The organism is Tardiphaga sp. 841_E9_N1_2, from assembly GCF_051811065.1.
Classification (GTDB): Bacteria; Pseudomonadota; Alphaproteobacteria; order Rhizobiales; family Xanthobacteraceae; genus Tardiphaga; species Tardiphaga robiniae.
The window spans coordinates 3,339,748-3,363,790 of record NZ_JBPWQC010000001.1 but is presented as its reverse complement, the minus strand read 5'-3'; the positions used below and the strand labels follow the sequence as shown (position 1 = coordinate 3,363,790).

Annotated in this window: 17 protein-coding genes; 4 read left to right on the top strand and 13 right to left on the bottom strand. The window is 62.3% G+C overall.

Annotated elements, in window-relative coordinates; all coding sequences use genetic code 11:
• Nucleotides 1-3 precede the first annotated feature (3 nt).
• A complete protein-coding gene (locus AB8A50_RS16210) occupies nt 4-1,761 on the top strand; it encodes an acyl-CoA dehydrogenase family protein (protein ID WP_439078294.1) in 1,758 nt (585 codons plus the stop codon).
• A gap of 14 nt (nt 1,762-1,775) precedes the next feature.
• Here the strand turns inward: AB8A50_RS16210 and AB8A50_RS16205 are convergent, their stop codons facing one another.
• The 8 genes from AB8A50_RS16205 to AB8A50_RS16170 form a co-directional block, all read right to left on the bottom strand.
• Nucleotides 1,776-2,921 carry an alpha/beta fold hydrolase gene (locus AB8A50_RS16205; protein WP_439079985.1) on the bottom strand — a complete coding sequence of 382 codons (1,146 nt, stop codon included), beginning with the start codon at nt 2,919-2,921 and terminating at the stop codon, nt 1,776-1,778.
• 76 nt (nt 2,922-2,997) lie between these two features.
• A complete protein-coding gene (locus AB8A50_RS16200) occupies nt 2,998-4,236 on the bottom strand; it encodes a class I SAM-dependent RNA methyltransferase (RefSeq protein ID WP_439078293.1) in 1,239 nt (412 codons plus the stop codon).
• Complete coding sequence (locus AB8A50_RS16195; protein ID WP_093757044.1) at nt 4,229-4,984, bottom strand: TlyA family RNA methyltransferase; 756 nt, start codon at nt 4,982-4,984, stop codon at nt 4,229-4,231. Before AB8A50_RS16195 ends, AB8A50_RS16200 begins: the two co-directional genes overlap by 8 nt.
• Before the next feature lie 2 nt (nt 4,985-4,986).
• Complete coding sequence (locus AB8A50_RS16190) at nt 4,987-5,529, bottom strand: nucleoside 2-deoxyribosyltransferase (protein ID WP_120287045.1); 543 nt, start codon at nt 5,527-5,529, stop codon at nt 4,987-4,989.
• Nucleotides 5,530-5,663: 134 nt separating this feature from the next.
• Nucleotides 5,664-7,589, bottom strand: a complete 1,926-nt coding sequence (dxs, locus tag AB8A50_RS16185; RefSeq protein WP_089265987.1) for a 1-deoxy-D-xylulose-5-phosphate synthase — start codon at nt 7,587-7,589, stop codon at nt 5,664-5,666.
• A 343-nt stretch (nt 7,590-7,932) separates the two neighbouring features.
• Nucleotides 7,933-9,240, bottom strand: a complete 1,308-nt coding sequence (locus tag AB8A50_RS16180; RefSeq protein WP_439078292.1) for a hypothetical protein — start codon at nt 9,238-9,240, stop codon at nt 7,933-7,935.
• A gap of 101 nt (nt 9,241-9,341) precedes the next feature.
• The gene (locus AB8A50_RS16175; RefSeq protein ID WP_149533944.1) at nt 9,342-9,593 is read right to left on the bottom strand and encodes an exodeoxyribonuclease VII small subunit; all 252 of its coding nucleotides are present in this window, start codon (nt 9,591-9,593) and stop codon (nt 9,342-9,344) included.
• A gap of 91 nt (nt 9,594-9,684) precedes the next feature.
• Nucleotides 9,685-10,620 carry a histone deacetylase family protein gene (locus AB8A50_RS16170; RefSeq protein ID WP_439078291.1) on the bottom strand — a complete coding sequence of 312 codons (936 nt, stop codon included), beginning with the start codon at nt 10,618-10,620 and terminating at the stop codon, nt 9,685-9,687.
• Between the two features lie 307 nt (nt 10,621-10,927).
• Here AB8A50_RS16170 and AB8A50_RS16165 point away from each other — a divergent pair, with 307 nt between their 5' ends.
• Entirely contained in the window at nt 10,928-13,003 is a 2,076-nt protein-coding gene (locus AB8A50_RS16165; RefSeq protein WP_439078290.1) for a putative bifunctional diguanylate cyclase/phosphodiesterase, read from the top strand.
• 1,050 nt (nt 13,004-14,053) lie between these two features.
• On the opposite strand, the gene AB8A50_RS16160 is transcribed toward AB8A50_RS16165, so the two are convergent.
• From AB8A50_RS16160 to AB8A50_RS16150, 3 genes are all read right to left on the bottom strand, one after another.
• Nucleotides 14,054-15,829: a bifunctional metallophosphatase/5'-nucleotidase gene (locus AB8A50_RS16160; protein ID WP_439078289.1), complete on the bottom strand. Its 1,776-nt coding sequence runs from the start codon at nt 15,827-15,829 to the stop codon at nt 14,054-14,056.
• 159 nt (nt 15,830-15,988) lie between these two features.
• Nucleotides 15,989-16,750, bottom strand: coding sequence for a crotonase/enoyl-CoA hydratase family protein (locus tag AB8A50_RS16155; protein ID WP_089265991.1), 762 nt, complete (start codon nt 16,748-16,750; stop codon nt 15,989-15,991).
• Nucleotides 16,751-16,857: 107 nt separating this feature from the next.
• Nucleotides 16,858-18,633 (bottom strand): acyl-CoA dehydrogenase, encoded by a 1,776-nt coding sequence (locus tag AB8A50_RS16150; RefSeq protein WP_439078288.1) that lies wholly within the window; start codon nt 18,631-18,633, stop codon nt 16,858-16,860.
• 218 nt (nt 18,634-18,851) lie between these two features.
• Here AB8A50_RS16150 and AB8A50_RS16145 point away from each other — a divergent pair, with 218 nt between their 5' ends.
• On the top strand, nt 18,852-19,235 hold the full coding sequence (locus AB8A50_RS16145; RefSeq protein WP_231079377.1) for a YkvA family protein: 384 nt from the start codon (nt 18,852-18,854) through the stop codon (nt 19,233-19,235).
• 13 nt (nt 19,236-19,248) lie between these two features.
• On the opposite strand, the gene AB8A50_RS16140 is transcribed toward AB8A50_RS16145, so the two are convergent.
• Both AB8A50_RS16140 and AB8A50_RS16135 read right to left on the bottom strand, forming a co-directional pair.
• Nucleotides 19,249-21,666, bottom strand: a complete 2,418-nt coding sequence (locus tag AB8A50_RS16140; protein ID WP_439078287.1) for a TonB-dependent receptor — start codon at nt 21,664-21,666, stop codon at nt 19,249-19,251.
• Between the two features lie 106 nt (nt 21,667-21,772).
• On the bottom strand, nt 21,773-23,194 hold the full coding sequence (locus tag AB8A50_RS16135) for an ATP-binding protein (protein WP_439078286.1): 1,422 nt from the start codon (nt 23,192-23,194) through the stop codon (nt 21,773-21,775).
• Between the two features lie 206 nt (nt 23,195-23,400).
• Here AB8A50_RS16135 and AB8A50_RS16130 point away from each other — a divergent pair, with 206 nt between their 5' ends.
• Nucleotides 23,401-24,021 carry a response regulator transcription factor gene (locus AB8A50_RS16130; RefSeq protein ID WP_439078285.1) on the top strand — a complete coding sequence of 207 codons (621 nt, stop codon included), beginning with the start codon at nt 23,401-23,403 and terminating at the stop codon, nt 24,019-24,021.
• Nucleotides 24,022-24,043 lie beyond the last annotated feature (22 nt).

Here is a 24,043-nt window from a genome sequence, read left to right as displayed (position 1 = left end):
GTCATGAACGCCCACGCCCAGATTGCCGCCAATCTGATCGCACCCGACACGTCCGGCATGAATTTCTACCGGGCCGATCCGGCACTGACCGATTTGCTGCGTATTCATCTGCCGGAGGATCTGTTCAACCATATCGAGCCGCATCTCGATCGGCTGGGCGGTCTTGTCGGTGGGCCGCTCGATGAAGCCGGGCGGATGGCCGACAAGCATGGACCCGTGCTTCACCAGCGCGACAAGTTTGGCCAGGACGTGCAGTGGGTCGAATATCACCCGGCCTATCGCGAGCTTGAGAACGCAGCTTTCGGTGAGTTTGGCATTCACGCTTTGTCGCATCGCAAGGGGATCATGGGCTGGCCCTCGACCTATCCGGTGACAGCCAAGCACGCCTTTACGTTCCTGTTCAATCAGGCCGAGTTCGGCATGGGGTGTCCCATCAATGTCACCGATGGCGCAGCGAAATTGCTGTCGAATTACGGCGACGATGCGCTGAAGGCCAAATATCTCGACAGGCTGACGCAGACCGACATGAGCAAGCTGACCCAGGGTGGTCAGTTCATGACCGAGAAGGAAGGCGGCTCCGACGTCGGCAAACTGACGACATCTGCCGTGCAGGACGGCGATCACTGGCGTCTCACCGGCGAGAAGTGGTTCTGCTCCAATGCCGATGCGAAGGTCGTGATGCTGCTGGCGCGGCCGGAAGGCGCGGTCGGCGGCACCAAGGGTGTCGGCCTGTTCCTGATGCCGCGGACGCTCGATGACGGCACGCCCAATCACTACCGGATCGTGCGCCTGAAGGACAAGCTCGGCACGCGGTCGATGGCATCAGGTGAGATCAAGCTTGAGGGCGCTATCGCTTATGCCGTCGGCAAGCTCGATCGCGGCTTCGTGCAGATGGCCGAGATGGTGAATTCGTCGCGCCTGTCGAATGGCGTGAAGTCGACCTCGCTGATGCGCCGCGCCTGGCACGATGCGATGGCAGTCGCGCGCGGCCGTGTCGTGTTCGGCCAGCGCATCATCGACATGCCGCTGGCGCGGCGGCAATTGATGAAGATCATGGTGGCGACCGAGCAGGCGTTGTCGATGAGCTTCCTCACCGCGGATGCGCTGGACCGTGCCGAGGCCGGCAGTCAGGATGCTGCGGCACTGCTGCGTATCCTGACGCCGACGCTGAAATTCCGGGCCACCCGCGACGCGCGCAAGGTCTGCGGCGATGCGATGGAGATACGTGGCGGTGTCGGCTATATCGAGGAATTCGCCACCGCGCGGCTGCTGCGCGATGCGCATCTCGGCTCGATCTGGGAAGGCACCGGCAATATCGTTGCGCTCGATGCGCTGATGCGTGCGGTTGGGCGGCATGGCGCGGAAGCCGCGCTTGCGGCCGATCTGCATGCGCGGCTGGACGATTCTCCGAGCGTGCCACAGGCATGGCGGGATCGCCTGCGCGGTCTGGCAGACAAGGCGATCGACTTTGCTCGTGAGGTGGCTGCACGTTCGGACAATGAGGGCGATGCCCGTCGCGCAACGAGCTCACTATATCATGTGGCTAGCGCCATCGCGATGACATGGGAAGCGCACCGCATCCACGAGCAACGTGGCGATGCGCGGCGCCTGCTGCTGTCGCGCCTCGTCATCGATCATCGCCTGATGACGCCCGATCCGTTTGCTGTGATCGAAAGCGAAACGCAGAAACAGATCGTCGCGCATCTGCTGGGTGAGTGCGATGTCAGCATGGAGGAGGCCAGTCGGCTGATGCTGGCCTGACCTGATCGCAGGGACTATGAGCGCGGACCGTTATCTTTCAGGAACTTGAGCAGCAAGCGGCTGACCTCTTGTGGTTGTTCCTGCTGCACCCAATGGCCTGCGCCGTCGATCAGGTGCACCGCGCGCATATTCGTGCAGGCGCTGTTTTGCATCGTCTCGATGGCGCCGGGACGCTGATAGATGCCCCAGTCCTGCTTGCCCGAAATGAAAGCTGAAGGGACGTCGATGGTGCGACCGGCAAACGTCTCGTAGTCGGCATTGAACGCGCCTGTCGTGTTGCAGCGGTACCACTGCAATCCGCCCTGGAAGCCGGTGCGGGCATATTCATCGGCATAGAAGGCCAGTTCATTGTCCGGCAGCCATTTGCATGATGCGATCTGTTCAGGCGGCGGCATCTCTGCCGCGACGGTCTCGGCCATGGTCTGGTCGCGGTCCATCACATAATAGGTCGGCAGTTTCGCCAGCTCACTCGCGGTCCAGCCTTGCAATGGAGTGGGCGTGTTGCCCGGCCAGTCCGCGCTCTTGTGATGATAATAGGCGCGCAGGAAATCACGCACGCCTTGCGGCGCGTGTTGCATGTGAGCATTGGCTTCGCGTGTGGCGTAGTACCACTGATAGTGGATACGCGGCCGCGGCAGTGCGACGAGGTCGCGATGCACGGGATCTTCGGCCTTTGGCAGTGCCGGCTGATCGGCGGTGCCGAATGGCAGCGGCGGAGGCCCGGCAAAGGGCGCGCTCATCAGCACGACGGATCTGAAGATGTCCGGCCGCACCAGCGCACACCAGGCTGCGACCGAGCTGCCATAGTCGTGTCCGACCACGGCGTCGACATGGCGATAGCCGAAGGCTGCGACCAGCCCGACCGCGTCGCGCACGAGGTTGAGCAGATTGAAGGGACGCAGATCGCCATCATAGTCCGCGCTCCAGCCGGTGGTGCGGCCATAGCCGCGCTGGTCCGGCGCGATGACGTGATAGCCGGCAGCGGCAAGCTGCGGCATTACTTTGCGCCAGCTGAAGGCCAGTTCGGGAAAGCCGTGCACCAGCAGGATGCAGGGCCGGCCCGTGGTTTCGAAGCCGGCCTCCAGCACATGGACGCGCAAACCGTTGATGTCCTCGACAAAGCGCGAGCGAATTCCAGCCGGCAGAATGTTGGGATCGATGGGTGTCACGTCGCCTCCATGCTGCACTTGTGCGGCAGCGTGAGTGCACTCCAGCGCAAGCACCGTGAAAAGACAACTAGCGTTTGAAGCGGGCTACCAATTCGATATGGGGCGTATGCCGGAACTGGTCCACGGGTGTGACGCGGTCGAGCTTGTAGCCGCCATCGATCAGGATCTTTGCATCCCGTGCGAAGGTCTGGACGTTGCACGACACGGCGACGACGACGGGGATCTTGCTTGCCGCGAGCCGTTCGACTTGTGCCTGCGCACCCTGACGCGGCGGATCGAACACGACAGCGTCAAAGTCGCGTAATTCCTGCGGCACCAGCGGACGGCGAAACAGGTCGCGCATCTCCGCCTTGATCGGCTTCAGGCCCTTGGTCTCCTTGATGGCCTGCTGCAGCGAGGTGATGGCGCCACCGTCGCTGTCGAAAGCTGTAATCTTCGACTTGGTGGCCAACCGCAGCGCGAAGGGACCGATGCCGCAGAACAGGTCGGCAATGTTCTTCGCGCCTTTGCAGAGTTGGAGCACAAGCGCCGCCAATGTCTCTTCACCGGCGGCCGTGGCCTGCAGGAATGAGCCCGGCGGCAGTGTAACCTGCGCGCTGCCCATCGTGACCATAGGCGGTACGCGCATCAGCACGAGTTCACCATGCCGCGTGAGGCGTGCCAGTTTGTGCGCCTCGGCGATGCGCGACAGCGCTGTGATGATCGCGGTCGGCAATGGCCCGGTGCCGCGGACGTCGATATCGAGTCCGTTACTGGCCGCTGTTACCTGAATGTCCAGTGGCTTGCTGACCGGCTTCAACACCTCGGCCAGCGCGCGCGCGGCATCGAGCGCGCCATCCAGTGCTGGATCCAGGATCGGGCACGCGTCGATGGCGATGATGGCGTGGCTTGCCGATGCCGCGAAGCCGACACGCAGTCCGCCATCGCTGCCACGGCGGGCATGCAACGTCACGCGGCGGCGGCCTGCACCATGGGCATCGACGATCGGATCGACCGGGCAGGTGATCTTCGCCTGTGCCAGCGTGTCGATCACGATCTGGCGCTTCCAGGTCTGATAGGGATCGGGCTGCCAGTGCTGGATGGCGCAGCCGCCGCAGCGCGTGAAATAGGTGCAGAACGGATCAATTCGTTCCGGGCTGGCGGTGTCGATCTGCAGCAATCGTCGGCGCTCCGGATGTTCGTCGTCGCGTTCCGTCTCGACGATCTCATGCGCCAGCGTGTAGGGCACGAACAGCGACGCGCCACTGGTGAGGCTGACGCCGTCGCCGCGCTGGCCGACATGATCGATGGTCAGGCGTTCAACCACGCCGGGCACCCATGAAGAACTCGATATTGCCGTCACCGCCGGTAATCGACGACGGGAAGACCTCGATATCGGTGCAGCCGAGCGTCCTGGCAAAATCCGTGATGTCGTCGCAGATGGCCTGATGCACGGCAGCGTTCTTGATGATGCCGCGCTTGGATTGCTTCCGGTCGGCCTCGAATTGCGGCTTGATCAGCGCCAGCAGACTCATCGGCGCCGCGGCGAGCGATAGCGCGACAGGCAGCACCGCCTTGAGCGAGATGAAGCTGACATCGATCACAACCACATCCGGGCGGGCCGGCAGGCGCTTGTTCTCATAGCTGCGGATATCCGTTTCTTCCATCGAGATGATTTTCGGATGGCCGTGCAGCGATGGATGAAGCTGACTGTGCCCGACATCGATGGAGAACACCATGCTGGCGCCGTTGGCCAGCAGCACTTCTGTAAAACCGCCGGTGGAGGCGCCGACGTCGAGGCAGACGTGGTCCTCGATCTCGATCGGATATAGCTCGAGCGCGCCGGCCAGCTTGACGCCGCCGCGCGAGACCCAGGGATGCGCCGGTTCAGCCTCGATCGCGGCGTCGAGCAGCAGCGGTTCTGACGCTTTAGCGACTGCTTTGCCGTTGGCCTTCACAAGCCCCGCTTCGATGGCGGCTTGCGCACGCGCGCGGCTTTCGAAAATTCCGCGGTCGACGAGAAGAGTATCGGCGCGTTTGCGCGGCGCGGCAGCAGTGTTCTGAGATTTCGTCATGGTCAGTACGATGCAGCAAGTTTCAAACAGGCTTCGAAGCTCGTCAGATCCTGCCAGAGATCATCGGGTGCTTCACGGGGGACGATCATGGACGCGCCATAGAGATCGAGCGCGTGGATCATCATCAGATTGTCGGCGAGGCCGAAATTTTCGACGGTGAGCCCGTTCGCATCGACCAGATGGCCATCCTGCTCGGTGATCTCCGTCATACGGCGGACGCGGTCGAGATAGAGCGCAGGGTCGTTGCAATAGCCGAAGCAGAGCTTGCCGTGCCCGGCCATATAGCCAAGCTCGAACACGGTGCCGGCATCGGCGCTGGGGCCGCGAAACGGCGTGAGATTGGCGATGATAATGTCGCAGTGGTTCATCATCGCTTCGTTGCCATGAAATATCTGGCGTGAGGCGTCGCCGGCATTGATGTCGATGGCGTTATCGAGCGGGAAGAACCCGTGTGCGCCGTAGCGCTTGCAGAGCGCAACCTTCTGCCGGCCGATCTCGGCGGCATTGGGCAGGAACACGTCGGGGCCTGCGAGATAGATATTCATATGGTCCCCGTCTCATGGTGAGCCGCGCCGACATTGACGAGCCAATTCAGACGAGAACGAGGCAATCCGGCGGTTCCTGCCGAATTGCCTCGTTGTATTCTCTTCGCAATTGCAAACGCGATGTCGCGTTCAGATCAAGCGAGCTTGACGGTCTCGGCCTTGAAATCCTTGCCGAGGGTCTCGAACACCTTCTTGACGATCCCCTTGGAGTCCAGACCCGCTTGGGCATACATCGCTGCCGGCGTGTCGTGATCCTGGAACATGTCGGGCAGCACCAGCGAACGCATGCGCAGACCGCCGTCGAGCATGCCGTTGTCGGCGAGCAGCTGCATCACATGCGAGCCGAATCCACCAATCGAACCTTCTTCGACGGTCAGAAGGATCTCATGATCGCGGGCGAGCTTGAGGATCATGTCAGTGTCGAGCGGCTTCATGAAGCGCGCGTCGGCAATCGTGGTCGACAGGCCGTGGGCGGCGAGTTCGTCGGCGGCCTTCTCACATTCGGCAAGGCGCGTGCCGAACGACAGAAGAGCAACCTTGCTGCCTTCGCGGACGATGCGGCCCTTGCCGATTTCCAGGGGGATGCCGACTTCAGGCATCTCGACGCCGCGGCCTTCGCCGCGGGGGTAGCGCAGGGCGCTCGGTGAATCGTTGATGGCGACCTGGGTCGCGACCATGTGCACCAGTTCGGCTTCGTCGGAGGCGGCCATGATGACCATGTTCGGCAGGCAGCCGAGATAGGCATTGTCGAATGAGCCCGCATGGGTCGCACCATCCGCACCGACCAGTCCGGCGCGGTCGATGGCGAAGCGCACGGGCAGGTTCTGGATCGCCACGTCGTGGACAATCTGGTCGTAGCCGCGCTGCAGGAAGGTCGAGTAGATCGCGCAGAACGGCTTGTAGCCTTCGGTGGCGAGGCCAGCCGCAAAGGTCACCGCATGCTGCTCGGCGATGCCGACGTCGAAGGTGCGGTTCGGGAACGCCTTGTTGAAGATGTCGACGCCTGTACCCGACGGCATGGCCGCGGTGATGGCGACGATCTTGTCGTCCTTCTCGGCTTCCTTGACGAGGCTCTGGCCGAACACGTTCTGATAGGCCGGGGCGTTGGGCTTGGACTTCGACTGGGTGCCGGTGGCGACGTCGAATTTGACGACCGCATGATATTTGTCAGCGGCGGCTTCGGCCGGACCGTAGCCCTTGCCCTTCTGGGTCACGACGTGAAGAAGGATCGGGCCGGTCTCCATGTCGCGGACATTCTGCAGCACGGGCAGCAGGTGATCGAGGTTGTGGCCGTCGATCGGGCCGACATAGTAAAAGCCGAGCTCTTCAAACAGCGTGCCGCCGTTGACCATGAAGCCGCGCGAATATTCTTCGACGCGCTCGGCACGGTCAGCGATCAGTTTCGGCAGATGTTTGCCGAGCTGCTTGGCAGCATCGCGCAGCGAGCGATAGGTCTTGCCCGAATACATGCGCGACAGATAGGCCGACATGGCGCCGACCGGCGGCGCGATCGACATGTCGTTGTCGTTGAGGATGACGATGAGGCGGGAATTCATCGCGCCTGCGTTGTTCATGGCTTCATAAGCCATGCCGGCCGACATCGAACCGTCACCGATCACGGCGATAACGTTGTTCTTGCCGCCGGAGAGGTCGCGGGCGACCGCCATGCCGAGGCCGGCGGAGATCGAGGTCGAAGAATGCGCGGCGCCGAACGGATCGTATTCGCTCTCGCTGCGCTTGGTGAAGCCGGACAGACCACCGGCGGTGCGGAGCGTACGGATACGGTCGCGGCGACCGGTGAGGATCTTGTGCGGATAGGCCTGATGGCCGACATCCCAGATGATGCGGTCGCGCGGCGTATCGAAGACGTAGTGGAGGGCGGTGGTCAGTTCGACAACGCCGAGGCCGGCGCCGAAGTGGCCGCCGGTGACGGACACCGCATCGATGGTTTCCTGACGAAGCTCGTCGGCAACCTGACGAACCCGCTCGATCTTCAGCTTCCGGAGATCTTCCGGAGTCTTGATGGTATCGAGCAACGGTGTCTTACTAAAATCGGTCACGGCACTATTCCAATTTTACATGTCCGGGACTGCGTCTGGCTTCGGGGCCGTCGCGTTTCCGCGCGCCCACCGGACAACCGCAGCCTCCAGAACCGGGAAGCCTGTTTCGAGGCCTTATAATGGGCTTCGATTTTTCAGTGTGATATCTAACATGCTTGGCGGCGACTTCATCTGATCATTTTTGCCAGATGAATGAAGCGCTTATCTACGTTAACGGCCGGCGTTTCAGCCTGCTCGTCAGCGCATAGTCCTAGTCCCTTTACACCAAAGCGATGGCCAAAGCCAACCGCCGTGCCCGCGGGGGTGGCAGCACAAAGGCGCTATGGACATTCGCGCGGTGTGCCTAGCCGATGCGCCGGGCGACCGGTTCCGTCTCATGGGAACCCGTGTGGGGAGGGCTCTTCACGCCCAAATCGAGCTTTTTCCATGCGTTTTCGCGGGTAGTGGGGGGGCCATCGACCAACGCCAAAGTTGTAGCCGGCTGACTGACACGCCCCCTGAGAGGCACAGGCCCGCAAACGATCATGAAGAAATCGTAGGCATGCGGCCGCTCATTGGCCATGACGAACTGGAAGTGCACCCGGAAGAACTTCCAGCGGAACCGGTTGTAATGTTCCGGGCGGATGATTTCGCGGAACCGGACGGGGACGATGGTTGGATTCCGCCGGGCCGGGCCGGCGTCGATCCCGTGACCGGCGATGGGATCGAACGGAAAGAAGTTCATCACGTCCTTGCGGGATTGGCAGTCGATCCAGTCGATGGAAGGCTCCACGGCCAGCAGCCGCAAATTGTCGCGAAAGCCTTGCGCGACTCTATGGAAGCCGACGATCGGCATATTGCCGCCGAGCGTCAGCAGCACGACACGAGGGCCGTGGCTGCCGAGTTCCGGATCGAGCTTCAGCGCGCGGGCGAGGATTTCGGAGCCAAGGAACGAGCCGGAGCTGTGACCGACCAGCACGATTTCCTGCGCTTTGGTAGACTTGGCGACCTGGACCAGATGCTGGGCGAAGCGGTCGATCCGGGCGTCCCAGTCCGGCCGGTTGCCGTGGGAAAACTGCCAGGTGAAGATCGTGTCGGCCATCAGATAGAGCAGATAAGTGTGCTTTTCGGTGTATTTCAGCAGCGAGCCGAGCACCGCCACGAACACCGCCACAGCGCCGCAGCCCACCAGAAATCCGTGTATTCCAAGCGCCTGCAGCCCTAGCGCGAACAGCCAGGCGATGCCCGCCGACCAGATCGCTCCGTTGAGCAGTAGGACGTGGGGCCAGCTGATGAAGGTGGCGAAGCGCCAATGCGCCTTCCAGAACCGGCCCATCGTGCCGGAGAAGACAAGGCCCCAATAGATGGCGATGGCGTGGATCAGCGTGCGCCAGATAGGCACGGCCAGATCACGCTGGATCATGTCTTCCCAGCGCAGGAAGTCGTAATCGGTTGTGGTCTGCCAGCCGTCGCCGGAGGTTTCGATGCGCCAGGAGGCGGATTCATGCGCGAATTCGCCGTCCGTATGACCTTTCGGCCGGCTGACCGAGGTGGTCAGGCCGTAGAGCCGACCGAACTTGCGCAGTTCGGTCCGAAACATGCGGTAATACTGCGAGAGGCCCCGCGGATCGTATCCCTGCACATAGATGACATGACGGTGCTGGACGCGCACGCTGGTTCCCCGGACTGACGGCGGACTATAAACAGGCCGCGCCATGCGCCAAGCGCTAATTCGGCCGCGGGGTGGTGCGAGGTCTCAGCCCGCGCGATTTCCTACTGGACGTCCAGCGGCTCGGTGCCGACCGCTTTGCCGGTGGAATCCGTGGTGATCTTGTCCACGCGGGCTTCGGCCTGACGCAGCAATTCATCGCAGCGCCGCTTCAGCGCCTCGCCGCGCTCATAGATGGCGACCGACTCTTCCAGCGGCACCTTGCCGTCTTCGAGGCGCTTCACGATCGATTCCAGTTCTTCGATCGCGGTCTCAAACGTCAGCTTCTTGACGTCAGCATGGGTGTTCTCGGCCATTCGGTTTCCCGTGTGCGCATTTTGGAAGGACGGAGTCAAAGATATGTTTGAGGGCGTATTGTGGCGGGTACGTTTTGCGACCTGCGCCCCTTCAGCGCGATGCCCCCATCAGCGCAGAAACATGGGCCGCAGCCGATTCTTTCAAGCCCTGCAGATCATAACCACCCTCGAGTACCGAGACAATGCGGCCACCGGCGGTGCTGTCGGCGAGATCCATCAGCTTGCGCGTCACCCAGCCGAAATCCTCGGCGTCGAGATTGAGCGACGCGAGCGGATCGCGGCGATGCGCATCGAAGCCTGCGGAGATGATCAGCAGTTCCGGTGCGAATTTCTGCAGTTGCGGCAGGATGAGATTGTCGAAGGCAGAGCGGAATTTTGCACTGCCGTCGCCATCATGCAGCGGTGCATTGACGACCGTGTCGTGCTCGCCGCGCTCCTGCGATGCACCGGTACCGGGAAACAGCGGCATCTGATGTGTCGAGCAATACATCACTGTGGGGTCGGCCCAGAAAATGTCCTGCGTGCCATTGCCATGGTGGACGTCGAAATCCACGACGGCCGCGCGGGTAATGCCGTAGGTGCGCTGCGCATACCGCGCTGCAATCGCGGCCTGATCGAAGAAGCAGAAGCCCATCGGCTTGTTGTGCTCGGCATGATGGCCGGGCGGGCGCGTCGCGACGAAGGCATTGCTGTGCTCGCCTTTCATCACCGCGTCGGTCGCCGCGATTGCGCCGCCGACGCCGCGCATCACCGCTTCCCAGGTGCCGGGGGACATCGACGTGTCGCCGTCGAGATAGACGAGGCCGCTGCTCGGCGCGACATGGCGCAATTCATCGATGTAATGATTGTCATGACAGAGGCTGACGACGTCGAGATTGCCCTCCGGCGCGTCGCCCCGCACCAGCGCGTTAAAGCGGTCTTCGCTGAGTGCCTGCGCCACCGCGCGCATACGGTCGGGGCGTTCAGGATGGCCGGGCGGGGTGAGGTGATCGAGCGAGGCCGGATGGCTCAGAAGAAGTGTCGTCATGCAAATGGTCCGCAAGCGCAGGGTGCGCTGGTATGATGAGACGATAACCTAGCCGGTCAGGTCAGGTTCCGATAGGGGGGCATCGTTGGTGCGGTCGTCCCCTAACAAAGCTACCGATCAGAATTATGGATCGCTTTCTTCACATTCGATTCATGTCATTTCATCGACACCGCCTGACGCCGCGGAATTGAAACGCGCGTTAAGTCGCGGCTGCTATCGGTGGAGGCCGCGGCATTCTGCGGAGAAGGTGCGCATATTCCATCGTCGGACTCCGCAGTTGTGCTCGCGTCTGGGGTGTTCGTACGCGATGAGTGAATCGAAATATCCAAGGCGCGTACCCCATCTCTTGCGTTCGGTGTGGCCGTTCGTTGCCATCGTCTTGCTGCAGGCATTTCTCGCCGGCACCAGCATCCACATTCTGTCGTCGGTCCGCGCCTATGTCACCGGCGAAAGCCGATGGTCGAAGGGGCAGATGGAGGCGGTGCATTCGCTCAGCCTCTATGCCGAGACCGGCGACGACAAATATTATCGTCTCTATCAGGCGAGCATCGCCGTGCCGCTCGGAGATCTCATCGCGCGCCGCGCGCTCGAACAGCCGGTGCCGGATCTGCGGGCTGCCTATGACGGATTCCTGCAAGGCGGCAACGATGCCGCAGACATCCCCGGCATGATCTGGCTGTTTCGCAATTTCAGCAAGGTCGTCTATCTCGCCCGAGCCATCGAGACCTGGCACGCCACCGATCCCGTGATCCAGAATTTGGTGGATACGGCCGACGCCATTCACGCCAGCGTCACCGATGGCAAGGTGGGATCGATGCGCCTCGCAGCCCTGAAGGCGCAGATCGACCAGATCAATGAACAGACCTCGCCGCTGGCAGTGGAGTTCTCCCGGCGTCTCGGCATCGGCTCCCGCGCCATTCAAGGCATTCTGCTGGTCGCCAATGTGTTCACCGCGGCGCTGTTGATCCTGCTCGGCATCTGGCGGACACGTAATCTGCTGATCCAGCGTCAGCGCTTCGAGACGGCGCTGAAGATCGAGAAGGAGCGTGAGCAGAAATACATCTCACGTCTCGCGTTCCAGGCTTCGCATGATGCACTGACGGGGCTGGCGAACCGCCGCGAATTCGAGCGTCGGGTCCAATACGCATTGCCGCGGATCGACGCCGATGCGCGGCCGCATGCACTGATGTTCCTCGATCTCGATCAATTCAAGATCGTCAACGACACCTGCGGCCATGCTGCCGGCGATCATCTGCTGCGGCAGGTCTCGGGCATACTGAAAAAACATCTACGCCCGGACAATCTGCTGGCCCGCCTTGGCGGCGATGAATTCGCCGTGCTGCTGGAGCGCTGCGAGCCGGATCGTGCAGCGGCGACCGCCGAGCGATTGCGGCGGACAGTGGAGGAGCTGAACTTCGTCTGGAACGGACGTTCGTTCAACGTCACCGTCAGTATCGGCCTCGTCTGTATCGCGCAGCCCGAGGTGACACTGGAAGAAGCGCTGCGCGCGGCCGATGCAGCTTGTTACATGGCCAAGGAGAAAGGCCGCAATCGCGTTACACTGCATCAGCCCAGCGATTCCGAATTGCTGCAGCGGTTCGGCGAAATGAACTGGGTACAGCGCATTCACGATGCGCTGGAACAGGATCGCTTCTGTCTCTATGCCCAGAAGATCATTCCGCTCAGCGAGCGCGAGGATGGCACTCTGCATGTCGAACTGTTGTTGCGGCTGCGCGACGAGGCGGGGCAACTGGTTGCGCCCGGCCATTTCATTCCCGCGGCGGAACGTTATGGTTTGATGACGCTGATCGATCGCTGGGTGGTCAGGAATGCGTTCATCATTCTCGCCGCGCGATTGGTCGAAGGTGCGACGCCGGTCTCGACCTGCGCCATCAACCTGTCCGGCGCGACATTCAAGGATGAAAGCTTTCTGGACTATGTCCGCGAGCAGTTCCGCATCTATCGGATACCGCCGACCATCATCTGCTTCGAGATCACCGAGACAAGCGCCATCGCCAATCTCGCCGACGCCAATAAATTCATCCAGGTGCTGCAGCAGATCGGTTGCCGCTTCTCGCTGGACGATTTTGGCAGCGGCATGTCGTCCTTCGCCTATCTCAAGCACCTGCCTGTGGACTATCTCAAGATCGATGGCTCCTTCGTCAAGGACATGCTCACCGATCCGATCGACCGCGCCATGGTCGAGATGATCAGCCATATCGGCAAGATCATGGGCAAGCGGACGGTGGCGGAATTTGTCGAGAGCGACGAGATCATCACGGCGCTCACGGAGATCGGCGTGGACTTTGCGCAGGGCTATGCGGTGGGCCGGCCGGAGCCGTTCGATGTCCATAGCGAGATCGACCGGAGGAACGTGGCGTAGAAGGTGAAGGCCGTTCAATTTCATGATCGTCATGGCCGGACAGCGCGAAGCGAGCTTCGCAATATTCCCAGGCCTCTCCCCACGTCATGGCCGGGTTTGACCCGGCCATCCACCTTGTCTTGTGCGACGGTGGGCGGGCCAAGCTGGATCCCCGGGTCAAGCCCGGGGATGACACCTGTGGGTGCGGTGCCTCCATCGCAGATTCAAATTTCAAACAGCCACTGCGCTCCAGACATGCGTCATCGCCCCCATTGTTTGCGGCGCGGGGGCGCCGTCGTCTCTTGCATTCCCACCCTCTTGTGAGAGGGCGTGCGGAACGCCGGGTGCCCGTTGCACCCTTGGGCCTGATGCGATGCGGTCTTCCGCAATTGAGAGTGCATCAGGACTTTCGGAGGCGCCGAGCAAGTGCCCGGCGTTCCGCCTGCGGTGTTTTTTCGGTTGCTTGCACATCTGCCATGGCGAACGGTCCCATCACCAAAATTAATGTCCCAGGGCGGAGGGACAGGGTAGCCGCAAAGCACTTGGCCGAACGCGTTTCGATTTGGTCGTCCGTCACACTGTCCAGGGCTCTGTCCATCCCAAGGTCGGCCGTCTCCTTGCCAGTGGCAGTGCTGGCGCAGATCCGTCCTGCCCGAAGACAGACGTCACCCATGAACCGCGTGACGCCGCATCTCCGGCGTCCACCGCATCCCACCCCGCGAACGTGACGATCGCGATCGCCCCTCTCGGTGGGGCAGGACGATGGGGAATATAAACCTGATAGAGATGCTGTCAACGGGATTTAGGAATAAATGTTTTGGTGCGTTCCGCGCGGGTCTATCTCACACTCGTCATTCCGGGTCGCGGGCGGCTCTCGCCGAACGCGAACCCGGAATCTCGACATGGGACTCTCTGATCGTGCCAAACACACCGGGATTCCGGGTTCGCGCTCTGCCGGCTTCGCCGGCGACGCACGCCCCGGAATGACGAGCTTGGATCGAGATTCCGGGGCCGGAGAATGACGAGCCATGATGATTCCGGAATGACAGCCTGGGGCAGACAGTCGTTCCGCTAATCCACCCGCGCAATTCGCCCCAGCGGCATCGGCGACACCGGGCTGTTGGCCTTCATGTAGGCGTTCAGCGCATCGACATCATAGACGCCGACCAGCGGCTCCTTGCCTTCCTTCAGCACCGTGAAGCCATCGCCGCCGACGGCGAGAAAGCCGTTCACGGTGACGCGATAGTTGGCCGCGGGATCGATCACCTTGCCGTCCAGCATCATCCGCTCGGGTGGAACGCGCTGGCCGGCGGCTGCACTGTTATTCCAGGCGTAGCTGAAGCCTTTCGATACCTGCAGGATGCGCGGCCGACTCGGCGTGTTCCATTGCTGTTCAAGCATCGCCTTGATCTGCGCACCTGTGAGCGTCAGCGTCACCAGCTGATTGCGGAACGGCTGCGCCGCGAAGACGTCGCCATAGGTGACGGTGCCATCCGACGATTTCACGATATCGGCGCGGATGCCGCCGGGATTGGTGAAGGCGATCACGGCGCCGCCGAGAGTGCTCGCGGATGTCGCCGCAAGATGTGCGTCGGCTATGATATTGCCAAGCGGGCTTTCGCCGGTCGTCATGTCGGGCATGCGTGACAGCGTTGCGGTGATCGACCCCGCAGGACGGCTGGCGATCGGCGCGGCAACCTTGTCGTAGGCGGCAAGCAAGGCCGTCTGGGCGGGATCTGCGGGATAGGTTGCCGTGCGCACGATGACGTTGTCGGCCTTGGCGCTGATGACGTCCTGCGTCGTGCGATCGAGCTTGAGATCGATGGTGGTAACCAGCGTGCCGTATTTGTCGCCCGACGTGACGAGTCGTCCGTCGATCTGGCAAGTATAGGCGCGGTGGGTGTGACCGCTGACGACGACGTCGACCGCCTTATCGAACTTCTTCACAATATCGACGATCGGTCCGGAAATACCCGGACATTCATTGTAGTCGCCGGTGGGGAAGCCGCCTTCATGGATCAGCACCACGATGGCTTCAACGCCCTTTGCCTTCAGTTCGGGCACCAGCGCGTTGACGGTGTCCGCTTCATCCCTGAATTCGAGACCGGCAATGCCGGGCGGCGCCACGAGGCCGGGCGTGCCTTTCAGCGTCAGGCCGATGAAGGCGACGGGAATGCCGTCGAATGTCTTGATCTGATAGGACGGCAGCAGCGACTGGCCGGTCTTGGTATCGATGGTCGAGGCGGCGAGATAGTTGAACGTCGCGCCGGCAAAGGGATGCGGGCCTTGGCAGCCATCGACGGGATGGCAGCCACCGTTCTGCATGCGCAGCAGCTCCTCGCGCCCTTCGTCGAATTCGTGATTGCCGACCGAGGCGATCTCAAGGCCCATCATCGACAGTGCCTCGATGGTCGGTTCGTCATGAAACAGCGCGGAGAGAAATGGGCTGGCGCCGATCAGGTCGCCCGCGGCCACGAATACGCTGTTCGCTTTGCCGGCGCGGAGCTGCTTGACCAGCGTCGCCATATGCTCGGCGCCGCCGGCGGGCACGGTGATCTTCTTCGTCCTGTCGGCGGGATCGTCGATACTGATACCGCCGGGGGCAGGGCGCAGATTGCCGTGGAAGTCGTTGATGGCAAGGACGGTGACGTCGACGGGGGTGGGGGGTGTCTGGGCGTGGGCGGCCGGTGCTGCACATAATAGTGCGCCAGCTAGAACAGTGCACGCAGCGAGCGCTGCATTCTTAACCTCTCCCCGTGCTTTACGGGGAGAGGTCGGATCGCTCTTGCGATCCGGGTGAGGGGCGGCGCAAGGGCATTGCCATTCGGGAGAGCTATCGGGTCGCATGATTTTGAGCATCTTGTGTCGATGATTGAGGACTTTGGCGTCTCAGTGCGACAGCGATGTGATCCGCTAGATCTCCATCGATGCTGGCATGGTGCCATGCCCCTCACCCGCCGCGAAGACGCGGCGACCTCTCCCCGTAAAACACGGGGAGAGGTTAGATTACCCCTTCTTGCGCGCGAAGAATGCCTTGAACGCCGCGCTCGCTTCCTGCGACTTCATGCGCTCGCCGAACAGATGGCTCTCCTGATCGATGCGCCGCGTGAGATCCTCGGGCGGGAGCTTCAGCAGCCGGCGCGAGATTGCCACGGCTTCCACCGGCAGTGCGCAGATCTCGCGGGCGACCTTGCGCGCCTCGACTTCGGTGTGACCGGGCGGCACGATTTCGTTGATGAAACCAGCGGCCTGGCCATCTTCCGCCGTCATCGTGCGGCCCATCACCAGCGCGGCGAAGGCCCGCTGATGACCCATGGTGCGCGGGAACAGCAGGCTGGAGGCGGCTTCCGGCACCAGGCCGAGATGAATGAACGGCGTTGAGAAGGTTGCGGTGGTCGAGGCCAGCACATAGTCGCAGTGGAACAGCATGGTCGTGCCGATGCCGATGGCAATGCCATCCACCGCGGCGATGATCGGCTTGGTGTTCTGCGCCAGCGAATACAGAAACTTCACGGCGTTCGACGCGCGTGGGGACTCGGCCTTTTCGGCGCTGTCCTTCAGAAAATCCTGCAGGTCGTTGCCCGCGGTGAAGGCGCCGGAGCCGCCGGTGATGATCATGCAGCGGATATCGGGATTGTTCTGCGCGGTGTCGATCGCGTCCGACATGGCGTGATACATGTCCTGCGTCAGCGCGTTCTTCTTTTCCGGCCGGCGCAGCGTGATCACGCGCGTGGCCTCGTCGTCGGTCACGATCAGATGTTCGGTCATGTCAATTCCCTGGCATAGCCCATAGCGCCCCGCAAAAAGCGCGGCTGCCGCGTTTCCTCTGCCGGATATTACATCAATCCGCTGCGGCCGATATGGTGGGCGATGGTTTATGCCAGCAAAACAGCATCGGCCGACATCACGGATTCACTGGAGTCCATCACGGTGCGTTCAAGCGAACCAGCCTGCACCGCAACATTCTCGGCGAAGAACCGCGCAACTGTCACATAGCGTGCAGCGTCGCCGTCGCCATCGCGTGCGGCAAGGGCTTCGTTGGCCAGCATGCATCCGCCGAGCGCGGAGCCGAACAGCCGCAGATAGGGCGTGGCGCCGGACAGTGCGTCGTTCGGCGCCGAGGCCAGCTTCTCCAGCAGCCACTTGCTCGAACGCTCCAGCGAGCCGAGCGCGTCGCGGAGTTTTGCGCCGGTGGTGCCGAAGGCGGGATCGTTGGAGGCCTCGACGCGCGACACGATGCCTCCGAGTTCGTCCAGCAGTGCCCATACGGATTCGCCGCCCGATGCCGCGAGTTTGCGCGTGACGAGATCGATCGACTGGATACCGTTGGTGCCTTCATAGATCGCGGTGATGCGCGCATCGCGGTAGTGCTGCGCAGCGCCGGTCTCCTCGATGAAGCCCATACCGCCATGGATCTGCACGCCCAGTGACGTCACTTCATTGCCAATATCGGTGGAGAAGGCCTTGGCAATCGGTGTCAGCAATGCGCCGCGCGCGGCCGCTTCGGTGCGCACCTTGGCGTCGGGCGAACGTGCGGCGATGTCGAGCGCCACGGCGGTGGCGTAGCAGATGGTCCGCGCGGCGGCGGTGAGCGAGCGCATCTGCATCAGCATGCGCTTGACGTCGGGATGCACGATGATCGGGTCCATGCCCGCAGTCTTGCTGCCGATGCCGCGGCCTTGTTTACGCTCCTGCGCGAAGGCCAGTGCCTGCTGATAGGCGCGGTCGGCAATGCCGACGCCTTCAAGCCCGACGCCGAGCCGGGCCTGGTTCATCATCGTGAACATGCAGAGCATGCCGCGATTTTCCTCGCCGATGAGGTAGCCAACCGCGCCGCCCTTGTCGCCCATGGTCATGGTGCAGGTGGGGGAGGCGTGCATGCCGAGCTTGTGCTCGACGCCGGAGGCATGGATGTCGTTGCGTTCACCGAGCGAGCCATCGGCATTGACGAGAAATTTCGGGATCAGGAATAGCGAGATGCCCTTGGTACCGGCGGGGGCATCGGGCAATCGCGCAAGCACGAAATGCACGATGTTGTCGGTCATGTCGTGATCGCCATAGGTGATGAAGATCTTGGTGCCGGAGATGCGATAGCTGCCATCGGCCTGACGCTCGGCACGCGAGCGCAGCGCGCCGACATCGGAGCCGGCCTGCGGCTCGGTGAGCTGCATGGTGCCGGTCCATTCGCCGGTGACCAGCTTTTCCAGATAGATCTTTTTCAGCTCGTCGCTGCCATGGGCGTCGAGCGCCTCGATGGCCGACAGTGTCAGCAGCGGGCAAAGGCCGAAGGCGATGTTCGACGCGCTCCAGATTTCGGTGCAGGCGGCATTGATCGCCAGCGGCAGGCCCTGGCCGCCGAAAGCTTCGGGGCCAGAGACGCCGTTCCAGCCGGCGGCAGTCCAGCGCGCATAGGCATCGGGCCAGCCGGGGGCGGTGGTGACTTTATTATCCGCGAGCTTGATACCGTTCTTGTCGCCCACGGTATTGAGCGGCGCCAGAACGTCACTGGCAAAGCGGCCGGCCTCTTCGAGCACGGCAGCGGTCATATCGGCGTCGAAATCGCCGTAATGGCCGGCTTTCAGGGCCGCCTGCAGGCCGGCGCCGTGATTCAGGGCCAGCAGCATGTCGTTGATCGGTGCTCGGTAGGTCATGGCATCTCGCTCCCAGAAATTCTTTGGGTACACTTTTTCAGCTTTCCGCCGTCTTCCCACGAAACGGGCGGCTCCTCAACACGCCAAAGGGCGCATCCGGGGCCCGCTGTGGCTAGGGCGGGAAGATTCGACCCTTCGCAAGGGGAGGCGAGATCCGCCAACTTCTGCTGCAATATCAATGGCTATTCTGAAGCTGACTTGTGCGATACGAGGCATTCATGTTGACGCGGATCAAAAGCTGGGCACGACACATCAAGACGGACACGCATGCCGTCTATCTCGCCGCGCGCGATCCGCGGGTGCCGTGGTTTGCGAAAGTTCTCGCGATCGCTGTCGCCGCCTATGCGCTGTCGCCGATCGATCTCATTCCGGATTTCGTGCCGGTCCTTGGCTATCTCGACGACCTGATCATCGTGCCGCTGGGTGTCTGGCTCGTGGTGGCGCTGGTCCCGGGCGAGGTGATGGCCGAGTACCGGATCAAGGCGCGCGAAGCTGCAGAACGCCCGACCAGCAGATCGGGCATGATCGCCATCATCGTGTTGTGGCTCGCCAGCGCACTCCTGCTCGGGTGGCTCGGCTATCGCTACTGGACGCGGACCTGATCGCCCACGCCCGTCAGAACCTGACCTTCACACCGGCATAGAAGGCACGCGGCCGCGCCGGGCTGACCGAACGTGCGTCCGTGAACTGGGCGCCGCCATTGGCAAAATTCGGCACCGAGTCGGTCTCGAAGAAAGTCCCGTAGGTCGAATAGCGTCGGTCGAGGATGTTGTCGACGCGGGCGAAGACCTGCACGGATTTGTCGATCTGATACGACGCGTGGGCATTGAAGACGGTATAGGCTTCAAGTTTCGGCGCCTGGTTGGAATCGTCGCCGACGAAATACTGGCTGCTGACGAACAGCGCATCAGCCCCGACCTTGAAAGCGTCGGTCAGTGCATAGTCGAACCCGGCCTTGACGCGGTGACGCGGGATCGCCGGAATCTGGTTGCCGGGCAGGATCTGGACGTTGCCGTCGTCATCCTTGAACGGGCTGTTTGATCCGATCGCGAGCGGATCGAGGAAGCGCGCATCGACGAAGGCATAGCTCGCATAGAGCTGCAGGGTCGGTGCACGCAGCGTGACCTCCGCCTCGATACCCTGCCGGCGCGTCGAGCCGACATTCTGAAAATAGCCATAGCCTTGCAGCACCGGGCTCGGGATTGCGAGAATGTCATCGGTGTTGGTGGCGCGGAAGGCGCCGAGCTTCCAGCCAAGCGTGCCGACATTCAGCTCCTTCGTGCCGCGCAGACCAGCTTCGATCGTATGCGAAACCACCTGCTTGAGCGGCGGATCGGAGATCAGGAAGGCACCGACGATGCAGGGATTGGCAGGGTCGGCGCAGCCGAGTTCCAGCGGGGTCGGCGCGCGGTTGGCTTCCGAATAGCCGGCATAGGCCGTCAGCTCAGGCGTGATCTTGTAGGTACCGCCGATGATCGGATTGAAGCGATTGAAAGTGTGGTCACCGTTGAGCGCGGTGCCGATCTGATCCTCGAGCACGATCTGCGCCGTGTTGAAGCGACCGCCGCCGGTGATCGAAAAGGCATTGGTCACATCGAACGTGTCGAGCGCGTAAATGCCGCCATAGCGATTGGTGGTCCGCAACGACACCGGGCCGATCGCGATCGGGTCGCCGGACTGACCGAGGGAAATCCCGCTGCCGGTGACGATGTAATCCGGGCCGATGGTGCCGAGTTCGGCGCTGGCCGTGAAGTGACTGGCGCTGGACGAATAGCTGGCGCCGACGACAAAGCGGTTGTTATGGCCGAACAGCTGATCGGTATTGGTCGCCTGCAGGGAGCCGCCCACCGTGGTCGAGCGCGTCGAGGTGCGGTCATTCTCGCCAAGAACCGCGCCGGGCGCGAAGGGATTGGCGATTTGTGCGCCGTTCAGGCCGTTGGCCGGCGTGTCGTCATCGCCGAAGCACAAGAGGGTCGGATCTTCGCAGGGCTGGGTGCCGGTTGGATTGCCATCCTGGGTCTTGTTCCGGAAGAAGCGAAGATGCGCCGCCGCCTCCACCGTCCAGGTCGGCGTCGCCTCGACCTTGCCAGTGAAATTGAGATAGCCGACGCGGTTATTCGAGGTTTGCGGTGTCGTATAGGTGGCGCCATAATTCTGCTGCAGCAGTTCGACCGGAACGGTCGCCGAGGCGCCAAACTTGTTGTTGGCGACGCCCATATTGAGGTGAAGCTCGCTGCTGTCGCTGCGATAGCCGACATCGCCGTAGAAGCGTCGGACGTCCGACGTCGCGAAGTTGCGAAAGCCCTTGTCATGCAGGCCTTCGAGCGCGCCATAAACGGCGAAGCCCTCGACCTGCTTGCCCCATTGCGCCGAGCCCTGGATGCGGCCGAACGAGCCGCCCATCGTGCTGAGCTCGGCTCCCTGATAGTTGAAGCCGTCCTTCATCTGGATGTTGACCGCGCCGCCCAGCGCGTTGAGGCCGAACGCGGGATTGTTGGTGACCACGGTGACCGATCGGATTGCCGCGGTCGGGATCAGGTCCCAATTGACGGTGTCGCCGAAGGCCTCGTTGATACGCACGCCATTCTGGTAGACCGCGAGCCCCTGCGGCGTACCGGCCACCGGCGACGCCACGAAACCGCGAAATTGCAGGTCGGGCTGGAAGGGATTGCCCGCGACTTCGTTGATCAGAATGCCGGGCACTTGCTGCTGCAGCGCATCCGTGACGTTCAGGGAATTGGCACGTTCGATCGCGCGGGCATCGACATAATTGATACTCGCCGTGACCTTGTCGACGTCGATGCCGGAACGCGACGTCGGTGTGGTCGGATAGACGTAGACCGTACGCGGCCGCTCGGCGACCCGCTGGGTGGTCTGACGCCGGGGGCCGCGTTTGCTGGCGGTGGCGGGGGCGGACACCACCACCGGAGGCAGCACCTGCGGCTCTCCAGGTGGACTTTGCGCAAAAGCCGTTTCGGAAACCGGTAGAAAACCCGTCGACAGCGAAGCCACGACCAGCACTCTTACGCGCATCTGTTTCACCCCATTCCGCGTCGGCGCTCTGATGGCACCGTTCGGTAGCGTGATACTAGCGAGTGTGAGAGGCTGCGCTATCTGCAAATGTCGAAATCCGTCTCAGTTATTTTCCCGATAAAGTCGGGACAAATTCCCGATCGCGCGTTACAGGCGGATTTGGCAGCGGCTCCGTCACGGGAATGATAGCCTCGACAGTCACGCCGTCCACGTCAGATCTGACCGTGAGCGTCCCGCCCAGGGCCCAGACCCGCTCTCTCATGCCGACCAGACCAAAGCCGCCATTGCGATCAGGATCGAGGCCGCGGCCATTGTCACGCACGCGGACCAATACATTGTCATAGTCAGGCTTCGCCGCCGCCCCCATCACCGGTTCGATCACCACGCTCACGGCAGAGGCTTGCGCGTGGCGAAACACATTGGTGAGTGCCTCCTGAACGACGCGATAGGCGGTTAGTTCGGCAACCTCACCAAGGGGAGCAAGCGTCGGCGATACCAGGCTCTCGATCATGACCTCCGGATGGGATTCGCGCCAGAGACGCAGCAAGACCGTAACGGCACCGGACAAGCCGAGATCCGTCAGCCCGACTGGCCGCAATCGCTCGAGAATGCGGCGATTGAACTGCTGCAAGACATCGACCTGCGCCAGAATGGCAGTGCCATGCCTCGACAAGGCACCCGTGCCCGACGGATCGTGATCGGCGAGGCGCATCACTGCGCCCGCATGGGCGCGCAGGGCGAACAGATACGGCCCGAACTCGTCATGCAGTTCGCGTGCGATATCCTTGCGCTCGATATCCTGCAGCGAGACGGCCCGTTGCGCCAGACGCCGCCGGTCCTCGAGCACATCGCCCAATGTGGCAGCGAGATGATTGAGCCGAATGCAGAGTGCGGCGAGTTCCGGCGCGCCCGCGGGGGCGACGCGTGCCTGATAGTTCCCCGCTTCGATATCGACCATGGCCTGCGACAATGCATCGAGCGGCGCCAGCGCCCGCCTGACGACCAGGCTCGTGACGACGAACAACACCATTGCAACGATCAGACTGAGTGTCAGCTGGGTGACGATGCCGTCCCATATCTCCCGCATCTCGTCATCGGGATGCGAGGTGATCAGCAGCGTCTGCCGCTTCTCGCCAACCATCACCGATGCCGACTCCGATATCCGCTCGGGATGGATCAATGACACGAACCACGATGGCGGAGAACCTGCACCGTCGCTCCGATCCCGGCCGTCACTCTTCGGGGACGGCATGTTCCCATCGCTTTGCCTGATAATACTGACATGTCGCAATCGATTGAGATCGGCGACAATTTTATCGAGCCGCGCATTCGGATCCTGCGCTTCGCTCAGGCCGGTTCCGATACTTTCGATGACTTCACGCGTCAGCCGGATCACGCTCTGGTCCTCGGCCTGGACGCGCGGGCCAGCTTCCAGCGCGAGCCGCACGACATTGGCGACCAGGCCAAGAGCGAGCACGAGCGCCACCAGAAGATTGATCCGCGCGCGCAGCGAAAGATTCTGCCACATGACCATGCTTTCACTCGCATCTCGCCTGCATGCCGCGACTATAAACTTGACAGCGAAATTCGACGGCGATCATATCGGATCGAGGCGACCTTCGATTGTCAATCATGTCACTCCAAAGGCGCGCGGCTGATGCAGCGCAGCAATCGAGGAGCAGGTCGAGACTTGCTGACAGAGTTTCTGGCCGACAGAGTTTACGGGGTTAACCCATGCGCGTTCTGATCGTCGATGATCACCCCATCGTCACATCGGGCTGCCGCGCTGTGTTCGCGGACGATCCGGAGATCGAACTGCTGGAAGCCTCCGATGCCTCCAGTGGAGAGCAGGTTTTCCTGACCGGCGACCCCGATATCTGCATCATCGACATCAATCTACCGACAGTGTCCGGATATGAACTGGCGCGGCGCATCCTGCTGCGCGACGACACGATGCGCATCATCATGTTCAGCATGAATGACGACCCGATCTTCGCGGCCCGCGCGATCGAGAGCGGCGCCAAGGGCTATGTCTCCAAGACCGGCGACCCCCACGATCTGCTGGAGGCCGTCTATGAGGTTGCGCGCGGCGGCGTGTATCTCCCACCGGCGATGGCGCGAAGCCTTGCCTTTGCCGGACCTGCACTGACGCAAAGCCCGCTGTCGAAGCTGAATTCGCGCGAGATGGAGATCCTGCGACTGCTCGGTGCCGGCAAGAGTCTCGCCGAGATTGCATGGATGGTTCACGCCTCCTACAAGACGGTCGCCAATACATCGTCACTCATGCGGCAGAAGCTCGGCGTCCGCAGCTCAGTCGAACTGGTGCGCTTCGCCATCGAGCGTGGCATCGCCTGACCGGGCGTCCCTGACCAGACAT

What these genes read in the sequence shown, in the direction of transcription:
- AB8A50_RS16210 (WP_439078294.1), top strand. Translation starts at nt 4, where the DNA reads ATGAACGCCCACGCCCAGATTGCCGCCAATCTGATCGCACCCGACACG.
- AB8A50_RS16195 (WP_093757044.1), bottom strand. Translation starts at nt 4,984, where the DNA reads ATGACGAAATCTCAGAACACTGCTGCCGCGCCGCGCAAACGCGCCGAT.
- AB8A50_RS16190 (WP_120287045.1), bottom strand. Translation starts at nt 5,529, where the DNA reads ATGAATATCTATCTCGCAGGCCCCGACGTGTTCCTGCCCAATGCCGCC.
- AB8A50_RS16175 (WP_149533944.1), bottom strand. Translation starts at nt 9,593, where the DNA reads ATGGCCGAGAACACCCATGCTGACGTCAAGAAGCTGACGTTTGAGACC.
- AB8A50_RS16170 (WP_439078291.1), bottom strand. Translation starts at nt 10,620, where the DNA reads ATGACGACACTTCTTCTGAGCCATCCGGCCTCGCTCGATCACCTCACC.
- AB8A50_RS16165 (WP_439078290.1), top strand. Translation starts at nt 10,928, where the DNA reads ATGAGTGAATCGAAATATCCAAGGCGCGTACCCCATCTCTTGCGTTCG.
- AB8A50_RS16160 (WP_439078289.1), bottom strand. Translation starts at nt 15,829, where the DNA reads ATGCGACCCGATAGCTCTCCCGAATGGCAATGCCCTTGCGCCGCCCCT.
- AB8A50_RS16155 (WP_089265991.1), bottom strand. Translation starts at nt 16,750, where the DNA reads ATGACCGAACATCTGATCGTGACCGACGACGAGGCCACGCGCGTGATC.
- AB8A50_RS16150 (WP_439078288.1), bottom strand. Translation starts at nt 18,633, where the DNA reads ATGACCTACCGAGCACCGATCAACGACATGCTGCTGGCCCTGAATCAC.
- AB8A50_RS16145 (WP_231079377.1), top strand. Translation starts at nt 18,852, where the DNA reads ATGTTGACGCGGATCAAAAGCTGGGCACGACACATCAAGACGGACACG.
- AB8A50_RS16140 (WP_439078287.1), bottom strand. Translation starts at nt 21,666, where the DNA reads ATGCGCGTAAGAGTGCTGGTCGTGGCTTCGCTGTCGACGGGTTTTCTA.
- AB8A50_RS16135 (WP_439078286.1), bottom strand. Translation starts at nt 23,194, where the DNA reads ATGTGGCAGAATCTTTCGCTGCGCGCGCGGATCAATCTTCTGGTGGCG.
- AB8A50_RS16130 (WP_439078285.1), top strand. Translation starts at nt 23,401, where the DNA reads ATGCGCGTTCTGATCGTCGATGATCACCCCATCGTCACATCGGGCTGC.